Origin of the sequence: Dokdonella fugitiva (assembly GCF_014138265.1) — a bacterium.
GTDB classification, from domain to species: Bacteria; Pseudomonadota; Gammaproteobacteria; order Xanthomonadales; family Rhodanobacteraceae; genus Dokdonella_A; species Dokdonella_A fugitiva_A.
This window is the reverse complement of record NZ_JACGXL010000001.1, coordinates 808,970-822,529: the sequence shown is the minus strand read 5'-3', so window position 1 is coordinate 822,529 and position 13,560 is coordinate 808,970. Positions and strand designations below refer to the sequence as shown.

Below are 13,560 nucleotides of genomic sequence, written 5' to 3'. Positions count from 1 at the left end.
GCGTTTCGACCGCGGATACGCTCGTGCGACGACTCGGTGCGCAACAAGCCCGCAACCTCCATCTCGCCGCGCAGGGTCTGCTCGCGCCGCCGCGCAGGCGCGCGCGCAAGGACGACGTGTTCGCGGCGATCGCGCGCATGCGCGTGCTGCAGATCGACACGATCCACGTCGTCGCGCGCAGCCCGTACCTCGTGCTGTATTCGCGGCTCGGGCGCTACGCGCCGCATTGGCTCGAGGAACTGCTCGCCGAAGGCCGCATCTTCGAGTGCTGGGCGCACGAGGCGTGTTTCGCGCCGTTCGTCGACCACGACCTGCATCGCTTCCACGCCGACGCGGGTCGCCGCGGCCACTGGTCGATGAAGAGCGCCGACCGCGCGCGCGACGTGCACGCGAGCGGCATGGCCGGCCTGCTCGAGCACATCCGCGCGAACGGCGCGGTGAAGGCGTCCGAGTTCGAGCGCAAGGACGGCGCGGTGGGCGGCGGCTGGTGGGGCTGGAAGGACGAGAAGCGCTGGCTCGAGGCGCTGTTCGCGCACGGCGAACTCATGATCGCGCGGCGCGACAACTTCCAGCGCGTGTACGACCTCGCTGAGCGCGTGCGCGCGAAGGCGCGCCTGCTCGTGCAGCCGGACTCCGTCGCCGACGAAGCGACGATGCGACGTGCGTTCGTGCTCGGCGCGGTGCGCGCGCTCGGCGTGACGCAGTCGCGCTGGATCAACGACTATTTCCGTTCTGGCGGCAAGCTCAAGGATGCCGAGCTCGATCGCTGGGTCGACGCCGGCGAGCTGCTGCGCGTCGAAGTCGACGGCTGGGAGAAGCCCGGCTACGTGCATGCGGCGCATGCGGACCTGCTCGAACAGGCCGCTCGGGGCCGCCTGCGCGCAACGCGCAGCGTGCTGCTGTCGCCGTTCGATCCGGTCGTCTGGGATCGCGAGCGCGCCTCGATGATGTTCGGCTTCGACTACCGCATCGAATGCTACGTGCCGGCGCCGAAGCGGCGCTACGGATACTACGTGCTGCCGATCCTGCATCGCGGCCGACTCGTCGGCCGGCTCGACGCGAAAGCCCATCGTGCCGACGGCGTGTTCGAGGTCAAGGCGCTCTATCTCGAGCCGGGCGTGGAGGCGGACGACTCGCTGGCCGGCGCGCTCGCCGATGCGATCGGCGACTGCGCGGACTGGCACGCGACACCACAGGTGCGCCTCGGCCGCAGCGAGCCGAAGGCGCTGCGGACCCTGTTGCGCACCGCGCTCGCCGGCCGCGCGACCGCGTAGCGGCTTGCCGCGCGGTGGCGAACTGCGCAAGATCGTCGCCTGCGCAAGGCGCGCCAGGAGATATCGATGGGCGTCGACGACATCGGCACGATCGCGATCCGCCTCGGTCTCGCGGTGGTCGTCGGCGGGCTGATCGGCCTCAATCGCGACCTGCACCACAAGCCCGCCGGCGTGCGCACGCACGCGCTCGTGAGCCTCGGCACCGCGCTCATGGTGCTCGTGATCCTGCCGCCGGGCAGCGAGCTCGCCCATGTCGATGCGCTGAGCCGCGTGATCCAGGGTGTGCTCACCGGCATCGGTTTCCTCGGCGCCGGCGTGATCCTGCACGACGCCGGTAACGGCCGCGTGCGCGGGCTCACGACCGCGGCGACGATCTGGCTCACCGCGCTGATCGGCGTCGCATGCGGCGCGGGACACTACGTCGCGGTGGCGATCGCCTTCGTGCTCGGCGCGCTCGCGGTGCAGTTCGGCGGCGGCCTCGAGCGCGCGTTCCGCCGCCGTTTCCCCGACACGCCCGGCGACGATCCGCCTTGAGGCGCCGTCATGCACGCGGCACGACGAGCCGCTAGCATGGCTTGCACCTGTCCGTGACGCCGGAGGTTCCGATGCGCTTCGCCCGCTGCCTGCCGTTCGCCTTGCTCACCGGGCTTTCCGTCGTATCGGCGAAGGAGCCGCCGAACGCGCCGGCACCGCCGAAAGCCGCGACGGCGTCGACCGCACGCGGCCTCGTGCGCATGCCCGCGCAGGCGCGTGTGGGCGACACGTCGCTCGCCGACGCGAAGATCGAATTCAGTTGCACGACCGGTAAGGGCGGCGCATTGCAGGTCGCCGTGATCCTGCCTGCGCCGGAATCGGTCGCGGGATTCCCGCTCGACGCGTTCGAAGGGCCGGACGGCATCGGCGAGACGAAGGTGCTCGCGAAATGGTCGATGCTCGGGCCGAATGCGATGGATGTCGCGAGCCCGATCTCGGGCTGGCGCGGCGTCGACGGCGACGGCTTCCTGCTCGCGAGTTCGCGCCGCTCGAACAAGGAATCCGACCTCGCGCGCCTGCTGCGGCGCTGGATCAACGACGGTGGCCAGCAGCTGTGGCTGACCGTCGATTCGCCGCAGGGCGGGGCGAAGCTCGAGGTGCGCGCGATGCCCGAAGGTTATCGCACGCGCCTCGGCGTCGCGCTGTCGCAGTGCTTCGCGGTCGTGCATCACCGCTGAAGCAGTGGGCGGCGTTCAGAGCATCTTGCCGACCACGTCGCTGAGCAGGTCGAAATCCGAATCGAGCGCGACCGCGGCGCCATCCGGCAGGCCGTCGAAGGCCTCCGATCGGCGGCGGTCGGCGAACAGGCTGACGAGGAGGGCGAACCACCGCATCCCGCCCATTTGGATGCTCCCGTACCGGACCGCGGGAGCGTACCAGCCGCGCCGGGCGACGCAACGCCCGGCGCGGCCGTCGGTCATGCCGGACGCGAGTTGCGCTGGCCGCCGCCGCGCTGCGGCTTGCGGTTGCGCGCCCCCGGATGCGCATTGCCGCCGCCGTTGTTGCCGACATGCGGGCGACGCGCGTGGCGCTGCGGCGGGCGCTGGTTCTGCTGTGGCCGCGAACGCGCCGAATCGTCGAGGCGCAGCGGGTGCGACGGCTCGAAGCCGGCCACCGCCTCGACCGCGATGTCCTGCTTGAGCAGGCGGCGGATGTCGCGCAGCAGGCCGTCTTCCTCGTGCGAGACGAGCGAGATCGCGAGGCCTTCGGCACCGGCGCGGCCGGTGCGGCCGATGCGGTGCACGTAGTCCTCGGCCACCATCGGCAGGTCGAAGTTGATCACCATCGGCAGCTGGTCGATGTCGAGCCCGCGCGCGGCGATGTCGGTCGCGACGAGCACGGCGATCTTGCCGCTCTTGAAGTCCTTCAGCGCGCGCGTGCGCTGGTTCTGACTCTTGTTGCCGTGAATCGCCGCGGCGCGCAGACCGGCCTGCTCGAGCACGCGCGCGAGTTTGTCGGCGCCGTGCTTTGTGCGGCCGAACACGAGCGTCTGGCGCGCGTCGTTGTGCAGCAGGTGCAGCAGCAGGTCGCGCTTCTTGGACGCGTCGACCGGATGCACGCGGTGCGTGACCGTCGCGGCGACGCTGTTCGGCTTGGCGATCTGGATCTCCACCGGTTCGCGCATGAACTCGGCGGCGAGTGCCTTGATCTCCGGCGCGAACGTGGCCGAGAACAGCCAAGTGACGCGGTTCTGCTTCGGCAGGTGACCGAGGATGCGCTTGATCGACGGCAGGAAGCCCATGTCGAGCATGCGGTCCGCCTCATCGAGGATGAGCACCTCGATGTGCGAGAGGTTCACGCTGCGCTGCTGGATATGGTCGAGCAGGCGCCCGGGCGTTGCGACGAGGATCTCGACGCCGCGACGCAGCGCTTCGACCTGCGGCTGCATGCCGACGCCGCCGAAGATCGTCGTCGCGCGCACGCCGAGGTGCTTGCCGTACGCACGCACGCTCTCGTGCACCTGTGCGGCGAGTTCGCGCGTCGGAGTCAGCACGAGCGCACGCGGCGCCTTCGGCGCGGCCGGCTTGCGTTCGCCCGCGTACAGGCGGTCGAGCAGCGGCAGCGAGAACGCGGCGGTCTTGCCGGTGCCGGTCTGCGCGCCGGCGAGCAGGTCGCGGCCTTCCAGCGCGGGTGGAATCGCCGCGGCCTGGATCGGCGTGGGCGCGGTATAGCCTTGTTCGGCGAGCGCGCGCAGCAGCGCAGGCGCAAGCCCGAGGGTTTCGAAAGACATTTGCAAACTCCTGGTGAAGAGTCGGCGCACGGGTGCGCCGTGCCGGCGTTTCCGTCGAGAACGAGCGGAAGACCGAGCAGCATCCAGCGTTCCCAAGAAACCGCGCTGAAGATGCGAAGATGGCGGATCGGGCGGCCCGGATGGCCGGCGATTCCGGAATGAGGCGACGAAGCCGATCGGTGCGGAACGCGAAACGCTGCCTTGGGGCGGCGATCGGATGCGTTCCAGAGGGAAAACCGCGTAGCGGCGCAACAGACCGCGCGCACCATACACGAAGCGCCTCGTTTCGGCCACCCTTCGCCGTGATGGGGATGCACGGGGTTCAGTTTCGCGCGTTGACCCGCCGGCGTGCCCGGCCTAGGCTCGTCCGACGTATTCCGCTTCGCGGTACCGCTTCCATGTCGTTGCCCTGGCTCTACCTGCTGCTCGCCGGTCTCGCCGAGATCGCGTGGGCGGTCGGCCTCAAGTACACCGACGGCTTCTCGCGCCCGTTGCCGACGCTGGTGACGATCGCCGGCATGGTCGTGAGTTTCTATTTCCTCGCACTCGCGATGCGCGAGATCCCGCTCGGCACCGCGTACGCGGTGTGGACGGGCATCGGCGCGGTCGGCACGGTGATCCTCGGCATGGTCCTGTTCGGCGAATCGCGCGACCTCGCCCGGCTCGCCTGCATCGCGCTGATCCTGGCCGGCGTGGTCGGCCTCAAGTGGCTCGGCGGAGCGGGCCAGGCGTGACGAAGGCGGGTGCGAGCCGGGCCGCGGCGAGCGGCGATTCGCGGGCAGGCGTCCGCCTCGACGTCTGGTTGTGGGCGGCGCGTTTCTTCAAGACGCGTTCGCTCGCCAAGCAGGCGATCGAGGGCGGCAAGGTCGAACTCGCCGAAGGCAGCGCGCGCCCGGCGCGCCTCGTGCACGTCGGCGACCGCTTGCGCATCGCGCGCGGCGAGGAGCGCTACGAAGTCGACGTGCTCGGCCTCGGCGAAACACGCGGCCCGGCAAGCGTGGCGCAACGGTTGTACGGTGAAACGGAATCCGGTCGCGCTGCGCGCCTCGCCGCCGCCGAACAGCGCCGGCTCACCGGCGCCGGTTATGCGAAGCCGCCGAGCAAGCCCGACAAGCGTGCGCGGCGGTTGATCCGCGCACTCGGCGACATCGACGCGCTGTAGCGCGTCGCGCCGTCATGCATCCGGCTTCGCGTGCGCCTCGCGCACGATGCGTTCGAAGTCGTCGCGCAGCATGCGGTTGGCGTATGCGCTCAGGTGGTCGCCGTCGAAGAACAGCGGCTTGCCGTCGCGGATCGCGACGCACACCGCGTCGGGGCAGAGGATCGGGAACGGATCCCAGACGAGCAATGGCGGCACACCCTGTGCCACGCGTGCGAGGCTTTCGAGTACGGGGGCGCGATAACGTTGCAGGTCGTCGCGGCGCATTTCGAGGCCGGCCGCGCAGATCGGGTTGCCGCGATCGAACCAGTCCGCGCAGCGGAACGGTGGCGCGCGGAACACCGGCTTGGGTGCATCGGCGATCATCCGCATTCCGTGTCGTGCGAGCGGAGCGAGCTGCGCGATCAGCGTCTTTTCCGCCGTGGCGCGGCGTGTCCGAGCGGCTTCGCCGCCGATGCCGTCGCGTGCGCGCGCTTCGTCGACGCCGGCGAACTGGTTGGACAGGCGGTTGAGGCGCAATGCGGCGAGGAACACGATGTCGCCGGTGCGGCCGCGCGCGAGCATGTCGTCGATCGCCGCCTGGCCCTGCGCCGGGCACGCGCCCTGTTCACGTTCGGACTGCAGGCTCGCGAACGTGCAGTTCTGGTTGTGGTACAGCACGATCGTGGCGCCGGTGCGCAGCGCATGCTCGGTGAGCAAGCCGAGGTAGGCGGAGGCATGCGAGTCGCCGATGACGAACAGCGTCGGCACCGGCTCGGCTGGCGCGGGACAGCCTGACCTCGAGTAGATCGCGACCGAGCCGGTACCTGCCATCGCGATATGCGTGTCGAGCCGGCAACCGGGCACTTCCGGCAACGTCGTGACGGCGTGCGGATACCAATCGTCGGCGTGGCGCGTGACCGTGCCGAGCGCCAGGGATTCGCGCGCCGCGGTGATCTGCGTCGACAACCAGAAGGCGCCACCGACCGACGCGATGCCGAGCGCGACGACACCGACGCGCGTCAGCGCGCGCAGGCGCGTCGAATAGCGCAGCGGTTTCTCGACGAAGCGGAACGACGCCGCGGCCAGCGCGAACGTGAGCGCAGTAGCCAAGCTGCGCGTCGACGCGGATTCGAGTCCGCAGGTCCAGCGGAACAGCACGAACACCGGCCAATGCCAGAGGTACAGCGAGTACGAGATGCGCCCGACATAGGTGACGCCGCGGCTGGCGAGCACGCGTTGCAGCACGCCGCCGCGCATCTCGTGCAGGAAGGCGAGCAGGCCGAGCGTGCCGAAGACGGGCAACCATGCGCCGGGAAACGGGAAATCGCGCGGCTTCGACACGAGCAGGCCGGCCACGACCAGCGCGAGCGACGCCCAGGCGCCGGCGACGGCCACGCGTGCGCGCGCCGGTGTTTCGATCGCCGCCGTGCGACGCGCGAGGATCTGATAGAGCAACACGCCGCCGGCGAGCTCGAACAGGCGCGTCGTGATCAGGTAGAAGCTCGCGGCCGGATCGACGCGGCCGAGCTGCCACGCCCATGCAACGGAGACGACGCCCGCGGCCGCGAACAGGATCATCGAGGCCGCGCGCCAGCGGCCGCCGCGCGTCCAGGCGAAGAACAGCAGCGGAAACAGCAGGTAGAACTGCTCCTCGACGCCGAGCGACCATGTGTGCGTATACGGATTGAAGTCGATCGTCGGCGAGAAATAGCTCTCGCGATGGTTCGCGAGGAACCAGTTGCTGAGGCCGAAGAACGCGTACAGCCCGGTCGTCTCGTTCGCGCTGCTGAGCCAGGCCGCAGGTACGAACAGCGTCGAAGCGAACGTCGTGAGCAGCAGGCAGGCGAGCAGCGCCGGCACGATGCGCTGCATCCGGCGCGCGTAGAACCACGCGATGAAGCGGCCGAAGCCGCCCTGGTTCCACGTGCCGACCGAGGCGCTGACGACGAAGCCGGAAATCGCGAAGAAGATGTCGACGCCGCCGAAGCCACCCGGCAGCCAGCGCTCGTCGAGGTGATAGGCGATGACGGCGAGCACCGCGAGTGCGCGCAAGCCATCGATGTGCGGGACATGCCGCGTCGGCGCGGTGCGATCGGGCGCTGCCGATACCCCCGGCGTCGCGCGGACGTCCGCTCCGGCCGCCGGTGCGTCGAGGGCGTGGGTTGGGTTCACGTGAGCTTCTTCAGGCGATAGAGCGCATCGAGTGCTTCGCGCGGCGACAACGCGTCCGGGTCGAGCGCGCGCAAGGCTTCCTCCGCAGGGGACGGCAGCGGAGGCGCGAACAGGCCCAGTTGCGGTTGCGCCTGCGCGACGGGCGCCGCCGCGGCGTGGGCGCCGCTTTCGAGCGTGCGCAAGGTTGCGCGCGCGTCGGCGATCACCGCTTTCGGCAGCCCGGCGAGCGCGGCGACCTGCAGGCCGAAGCTGCGGTTGGCCGGGCCTTCCTTCACCGCGTGCATGAACACGAGCTGCTCGCCGCGCTCCTTGTCGTGGAATTCGACCGCATCGAGATGCACGTTGGCGATGCCGTCGACTTCGCCCGCGAGCGCGGTGAGTTCGAAGTAGTGCGTGGCGAACAGCGCGTAGGCGCGATTCGCCGTGGCGAGGTGCAGCGCGCATGCGCGTGCGAGCGCGAGGCCGTCGTAGGTCGACGTACCACGTCCGATCTCGTCCATCAGCACGAGGCTGCTCGCGGTCGCGTTGTGCAGGATGTTCGCGGTTTCGCTCATCTCGACCATGAACGTCGACTGCCCGCGCGCGAGGTCGTCGCCGGCGCCGATGCGCGTGAAGATGCGATCGACCGGGCCGATCGTCGCGCTGTCGGCAGGTACGTGGCTGCCGATGTGGGCGAGCAGCACGATCAGCGCGGCCTGGCGCATGTAGGTCGACTTGCCGCCCATGTTGGGCCCGGTGACGACGAGCATGCGGCGACCGTCGTGCAGGTCGAGGTCGTTCGGCTCGAACGGGTCGCTGCGCACCTGCTCGACCACCGGATGGCGCCCGCGCACGACGTGGATGCCGCCGGCATCGGCGAGCGTCGGCCGGCTCCAGCGCAGGCCGTCGGCGCGCTCGGCGAGGTTCGCCAGCACGTCGAGTTCGGCGATCGCGGCGGCGGCGGCCTGCAGCGGCGCGAGCCGCTGCAGGAGGGTGTCGAGGATGCCGTCGTACAGCGCGCGCTCGCGCATGAGCGAGCGCTCGCGCGCGGACAGCACCTTGTCCTCGAACGCCTTGAGCTCCTCGGTGACGTAGCGTTCGGCGCCCTTGATCGTCTGCCGGCGCGTATAGTGCACGGGCGCCTTGTCTGCCTGTCCCTTGCTGATCTCGATGTAGTAACCGTGCACGCGGTTGTAGCCGACCTTGAGCGTCGGGATGCCGCTCGCGGCCTTCTCGCGTTCCTCGAGGTCGACGAGGAACTGGTCGGCGTTCGTCGCGAGCGCACGCAGCTCGTCGAGCTCGGCGTCGAAGCCGGCGCGCACGACGCCGCCGTCGCGTGCGAGCACGGGCGGCACGTCGACGATCGCAGCGGCGAGGTACGCCGCGGTGTCGGCGTGTTCGCCGAGGCGATCCACGAGGTCACCGAGCAGCGGGCTCAGGCGAGACGCGCCTGCGGCCTCGAACGTGCCGCGCACGTCGACGATCGCGCGTGCGAGCGTCGGTGCGAGCGCCAGGCCGTCGCGCAGCGTCGACAGGTCGCGTGGCCGCGCCGAACGCAGCGCGACGCGCGCGAGGATGCGCTCGAGGTCGCCAATGCCGCGCAACACTTCGCGCAGGTCCTCGTGGCGACGCGCGTCGACGAGGCTGTCGACCGCCTGCTGGCGCCGGCGCAGCACGACGCGGTCGCGCAGCGGCCGATGCAACCAGCGGCGCAGCAGGCGCGCGCCCATCGGCGTGATCGTGCGGTCGAGCACGCCGAGCAGGGTGTGCTCGCGGTTGCCGCTCGCGTGCGTGTCGAGTTCGAGGTTTCGGCGCGTCGCCGCGTCCATCGCGAGCGTCTCGTCGGCGCTTTCGACGGCGAGGCCGGCGAGGTGCGGTAGCGCGGCCTTCTGCGTTTCCTGCACGTAGCCGAGCAGCGCGCCGGCAGCGGCGACCGCGAGCGGCATGGCGTCGCAGCCGAAGCCGGACAGGTCGCGCGTGCCGAAGAAGCGCGCGAGTTCGCGCTGCGCGGTTCCCGCGTCGAAGTGCCAGGGTGCGCGCCGGCGCAGGCCGGGCAGGCCGGCGACGAACGCAGGCCAGGCGACGTCTTCGCCGACCAGCGTCTCGGCCGGCGTGAGACGCGCGAGTTCGGCAGCGAGCGCCTCGGCGTCGGCGGCCTCGCCGAGCAGGAAGCGACCCGCGGAAAGATCGATCCAGGCGAGTCCGTAGTTCGACTTGCCCGCGGCGATCGCCAGCAGCAGGTTGTCGCGGCGCTCCTCGAGCAGCGCGGCGTCGGTGACCGTGCCCGGCGTGACGACGCGCACGACCTTGCGCTCGACCAGCCCCTTGCTCGCCGCCGGGTCGCCGAGTTGCTCGCAGATCGCGACCGACTCGCCGAGCTTGACCAGCCGGGCGAGGTAGCCTTCGACCGCGTGATACGGCACGCCCGCCATCGGGATCGGCGCGCCGGCCGACGCGCCGCGCTGCGTCAGCGTGATGTCGAGCAGGCGCGCGGCCTTGCGCGCGTCGTCGTAGAACAGCTCGTAGAAGTCGCCCATGCGGAAGAACACGAGCGTGTCGGGATACTCCGCCTTGGCGGCGAAGTACTGGCGCATGAGCGGCGTGTGTTGCGAAGTGTCGACGGCAGACATCCGGTCCGGCCTGGCGGGCTGACCGGATAGTCTAGCGTGCGCGGGCTTACGCGGGTCCGTCGAATCCGTCGCCGAAGATCGCGTCCGGCGGGACCCAGATCGGCGCGCCGATCGACTCGAAGCCGGTCTGCGGGCCGGCGATCACCTGCAACGGCGCGACATCGCCGTCGTCGTCGAGCGCGAACACGAGCAGCTTGTTGTTCGCCGCTTCGGTGTCGGCGCTGACGCTCGCGACGAGGCGTCGCCGCAGCGGATCGATCGCGAGGCCGAGCAGGTACGAACCCGCCGGCAGTTCCAGCCCGGTCGCCGCGCCGGCGATCGTGCGCAGCGGGGTGACGTTGCCGTCGGCCGCGTCGTCGAAGGCGAGGATGCGCGCGGACACCGAGCCATCGGGCTGGCTCGTATTCGCGGCGACGAGCAGCACGTGCGCCTGCGCGTCCCAGGCGATGCCGCCGAGCCAGCCGCCGAAGGCGGTGAGATCGCCCTTGATCACGCGCTTGGGCGCGGTGTTGCCGGCGTCCGTGCGGTTGAACACGAGCACCTTCGGCGCGAATGGCGATCCGATGTCGCGGTCGGTGAGCGCGATTTCGTCGCTCGCGGCGAGGTAGGTCAGCGAGGCCGGGTAGTTGAGCTGCGTCACGCTCGTCGACGAGCCGCCCCAGTCGAGCAGGTGCAGCCACGGTGCGGCGCCGCTCGCATCGAGCGCGAAGCCGATCAGGCAGCAGCCGCTCGCGGTCGTCGCGAGCTCGCCGTGCACGGGATCGACCGCGACGGTGCGTACCTGCCCGAGGATCGGTGCGTCGAGCACGCGCAGCGGTGCGCTGTCGCCATCGGCGTATGCGGGGAACACGCGAACCGCCTGGCCCCAGAAGTCGGCGACGTAGAGCACCCCTTCGCCCGGCTCGAAGCTGCCGCCGGACGCCGACACGATCGTCGACTGCGGACCGCCGAGCACGCGCAGCGGGAGCGCGTCGCCGCTCGCGCCGTCGGCGAACGCGCGCAGCGCCTGCGGAGCCACGCCGTCGCCGTAGCTGCCGACGAGGATGTCGGCACGCGCGGGCAGGGCGACGACGGAAAGCAAGGTTGCGACAGCCAGCGAGCGGACCATGCGATGCACCTCCTGCTTCCTGCCTCTACGCGATTCGGAGGCGAATCCCCGAACCGGCGCGATGCGCGGAATCAGGCGGGAACGAGGTCGAACGCGATCGTCAGGCGCGAGCCGGTGCTGCGGAACGGCCGCGTGCCGTGCCACATCCACGATGGGAACAGCACGAGCAGGCCGGGTTCGGGCCTGAGCAGGTGATCGGGCGGCAGGGCGGTCGGCGTCGGCACGCCGCACTCGCCGAACGTGAGCCAGCCGTCGCCGTCGCGCTCGCCCATGCCGGGTGGCAGTTCGACGTAGCACGCCGACGACAGCCAGCCCCGACCGTGGAAATGGCTCACGTGGTGTCCGCTGCTGCGCAGGCGCACCGACCACATGTCGTCGACGCGGCACGCGCCCGTGTTTCGCCGGCGCACGGGATCGCTGCCGGGCCCGAGTCCGTCGAGATAACGGCGTACCGGTGTTCCGATCGCGTGCGCGAATGCGCGGATCGCCGGGTCCGACGCGCGCTCGGGATCGATCGACACCTGCGTGCCGTGCCGCAGGGTCTGTCGCACGGCATGCGCATCGAGCGCATGGCGCCGGTGCAGCGCCGCGGCGAGGTCGCGCAGGTACGAGGGCAGGTCGGGCCAGCCGGGCGGCGTGTCGAGCATCGCCGCGCGCACGAACGCGCCGTAGTCGCACGCGACGTGGTAGCGCTCGTCGCCGAGCAGGCGCCACGCGCTCGTGCGCAGCGCGATCGCGTGGCCGTCGTCCGGATCGCGGCGCAGCAGCTCTCCGGTCACGTCGAGCACGTCGCGTGCGCGACCGAGCGCGAGCAGGGTGTCCGCGAGCGCGGCGATGACGTCGCTGCGGTTCGCCACGCTGCGCTGCGCGCGTTCGACGTGCGCGAGCGCGCGCTGCGGATCGAAGCCGATCGCCAGTTGTGCGGCGGCGAGGTGCAGGTCGGGCTGGTCCGGCGAGACGGCGAGGCCGGCGGCGAGCGCGGAATAGCCGCGTTCGATCTGCCCCGCGCTTTCGAGCAGTCGCGCCTTGGCGATGCGCAGCAGGGCGAGCGTCGGCGACGCGCGCAACGCCGCGTCGAGTTCGGCGGCGGCCGCCGCCGCATCGCCGCTGCGCATCCAGACGAGTTCGGCGAGGTTCGTGTGTGCGGGCACGTGGGTCGGGCAGAGGCGCAGCACGTGGCGGAACTGTGCTTCGGCTTCGTCGAAATGGCCGCCGTCGAACAGCGCGCGCGCGAGCACGAAACGGGCGCCGGGATTGTCCGCGCCCTTGCCGATCGCACCGCGCGCGGCGAGCGCAGCGGCTTCGTGCTGGCCGTACCGGCCGAACGCGACCGCGAGGCCGAGTTCGGCGGTGCCGCTGTGCGGCGCCGCCGCTATCGCTTCATGGAAGGCCGGGATCGCCGCGTCGACCCGTTCGGCCGCGAGCAGTGCCTGCGCGCGCAGCAGCAGCAGTTCGGCCGGGACGCGGAATGTCGCGGCGACGGTGCGCTCGAGCAGCTCCGCCGCTTCGTCGACGCGATTGGCGGCGAGCAGTGCGCGGCCGAGCAGGATCGCCGCGGCCGTGTCGCGCGGCTGGCGCGCGAGCACCTCGCGCAGCAGCCGTTCCGCCTCGCCGGCACGGCCTTCGCGCAACAGGCGGTTGGCCTGCTCGACGCGCGCCTTGCTGCCGTCGGGCCGTGTTCCGAAGTCGACCTGCGCGTTCAGCACGCGACGCCGTCGCCTCGCGTGGCGGGTCGCCGCCGCGAGGTGGCGTCGGAAGAAGATGATGCCGGCATGCGTGCCCCTGTCGTTTGTCGATGCGCGTGCGGCGTACGCGCGTCGAAAGGATTACGTACGACGCGCGACGTAAACTTGCATCGGGCAGACCGGTCGCGTTGCCGGAATTGCGCGAATCGCCCGGCAAGCCCGTTCCCGGCACGCGGTGCTCCGGCGATGGAGCAAGCCCTCGTCGAGCGGAGGCGGATCGCGGCGGCCATTGCGCATGCGGGCCTGAACACATACTCTTGTGTTCGTCGAAGGTGCCCAGCACAACATCTGGGTCGCCGGCTTGCTGCCGGCGAGGGAATCCGGTGCGAGTCCGGAACTGCCCCGCAACGGTGAACGGGAACGAACGACGTCATCAGCACCGCGCCAGGACGGCCGGGAAGCGACGTCCAGTAGGAGAGGGGATGCCCCTCGTGCCCGCGAGTCCGAACACCCGCCCCGACCGTCGCGCCACAAGGCGCGACGCAGGCTCGAAGGCCCTCGCGGGAGGGTCGGCCGGAAGTCGGTGCGCCCGTCCGGGCTGCCCGCCTTTCGTCGGCGTCCGTCCGCTGGTCTTCTTTCGCTCGCGGGAGCGAAGGCCGGCGCTGCACGGACGGTCGTCTCGTCCCGTGCAACGCCGAGCCGTTCTCCTCGCGAGTTCCACCGCTCGCGAAGGAGTAACGCCATGTCCACCCCCGAAGTCGACGAGGCCGCCACGGTCCCGACCCCCGCTGCGTCCCCTGCGCAGTC

Annotated in this window: 11 protein-coding genes and 1 riboswitch; of the genes, 5 read left to right on the top strand and 6 right to left on the bottom strand. The window is 71.0% G+C overall.

What is annotated here, in order from left to right; genetic code table 11:
- Positions 1-23 precede the first annotated feature (23 nt).
- The 3 genes from FHW12_RS03765 (at position 24) to FHW12_RS03755 (ending at position 2,485) form a co-directional block, all read left to right on the top strand.
- On the top strand, positions 24-1,274 hold the full coding sequence (locus tag FHW12_RS03765; protein ID WP_310735127.1) for a winged helix-turn-helix domain-containing protein: 1,251 nt from the start codon (positions 24-26) through the stop codon (positions 1,272-1,274).
- Positions 1,275-1,340: 66 nt separating this feature from the next.
- Positions 1,341-1,808, top strand: coding sequence for an MgtC/SapB family protein (locus FHW12_RS03760; protein WP_182529630.1), 468 nt, complete (start codon positions 1,341-1,343; stop codon positions 1,806-1,808).
- 71 nt (positions 1,809-1,879) lie between these two features.
- Positions 1,880-2,485, top strand: coding sequence for a hypothetical protein (locus FHW12_RS03755; protein ID WP_182529629.1), 606 nt, complete (start codon positions 1,880-1,882; stop codon positions 2,483-2,485).
- 15 nt (positions 2,486-2,500) lie between these two features.
- Here the strand turns inward: FHW12_RS03755 and FHW12_RS03750 are convergent, their stop codons facing one another.
- Complete coding sequence (locus FHW12_RS03750; protein ID WP_182529628.1) at positions 2,501-2,728, bottom strand: hypothetical protein; 228 nt, start codon at positions 2,726-2,728, stop codon at positions 2,501-2,503.
- Positions 2,725-4,038 carry a DEAD/DEAH box helicase gene (locus FHW12_RS03745; protein ID WP_182529627.1) on the bottom strand — a complete coding sequence of 438 codons (1,314 nt, stop codon included), beginning with the start codon at positions 4,036-4,038 and terminating at the stop codon, positions 2,725-2,727. The genes FHW12_RS03750 and FHW12_RS03745 overlap by 4 nt, the downstream gene beginning before the upstream one ends.
- 404 nt (positions 4,039-4,442) lie before the next feature.
- Between FHW12_RS03745 and sugE the strand changes: the two genes are divergently transcribed.
- Together sugE and FHW12_RS03735 are read left to right on the top strand one after the other, a co-directional pair.
- A complete protein-coding gene (gene sugE, locus FHW12_RS03740) occupies positions 4,443-4,772 on the top strand; it encodes a quaternary ammonium compound efflux SMR transporter SugE (RefSeq protein WP_182530128.1) in 330 nt (109 codons plus the stop codon).
- Positions 4,769-5,200, top strand: a complete 432-nt coding sequence (locus FHW12_RS03735) for an RNA-binding S4 domain-containing protein (RefSeq protein WP_182529626.1) — start codon at positions 4,769-4,771, stop codon at positions 5,198-5,200. Before sugE ends, FHW12_RS03735 begins: the two co-directional genes overlap by 4 nt.
- 12 nt (positions 5,201-5,212) lie before the next feature.
- Here FHW12_RS03735 and FHW12_RS03730 read toward each other — a convergent pair whose 3' ends face one another.
- From FHW12_RS03730 to FHW12_RS03715, 4 genes are all read right to left on the bottom strand, one after another.
- The gene (locus FHW12_RS03730) at positions 5,213-7,351 is read right to left on the bottom strand and encodes an acyltransferase family protein (RefSeq protein WP_182529625.1); all 2,139 of its coding nucleotides are present in this window, start codon (positions 7,349-7,351) and stop codon (positions 5,213-5,215) included.
- On the bottom strand, positions 7,348-9,960 hold the full coding sequence (gene mutS / locus FHW12_RS03725) for a DNA mismatch repair protein MutS (protein ID WP_182529624.1): 2,613 nt from the start codon (positions 9,958-9,960) through the stop codon (positions 7,348-7,350). Before mutS ends, FHW12_RS03730 begins: the two co-directional genes overlap by 4 nt.
- A 46-nt stretch (positions 9,961-10,006) precedes the next feature.
- Positions 10,007-11,068, bottom strand: coding sequence for a hypothetical protein (locus tag FHW12_RS03720; RefSeq protein ID WP_182529623.1), 1,062 nt, complete (start codon positions 11,066-11,068; stop codon positions 10,007-10,009).
- 71 nt (positions 11,069-11,139) lie between these two features.
- A complete protein-coding gene (locus tag FHW12_RS03715) occupies positions 11,140-12,774 on the bottom strand; it encodes a tetratricopeptide repeat protein (RefSeq protein ID WP_182529622.1) in 1,635 nt (544 codons plus the stop codon).
- 291 nt (positions 12,775-13,065) lie between these two features.
- Positions 13,066-13,286: riboswitch (cobalamin riboswitch) on the top strand.
- Positions 13,287-13,560 lie beyond the last annotated feature (274 nt).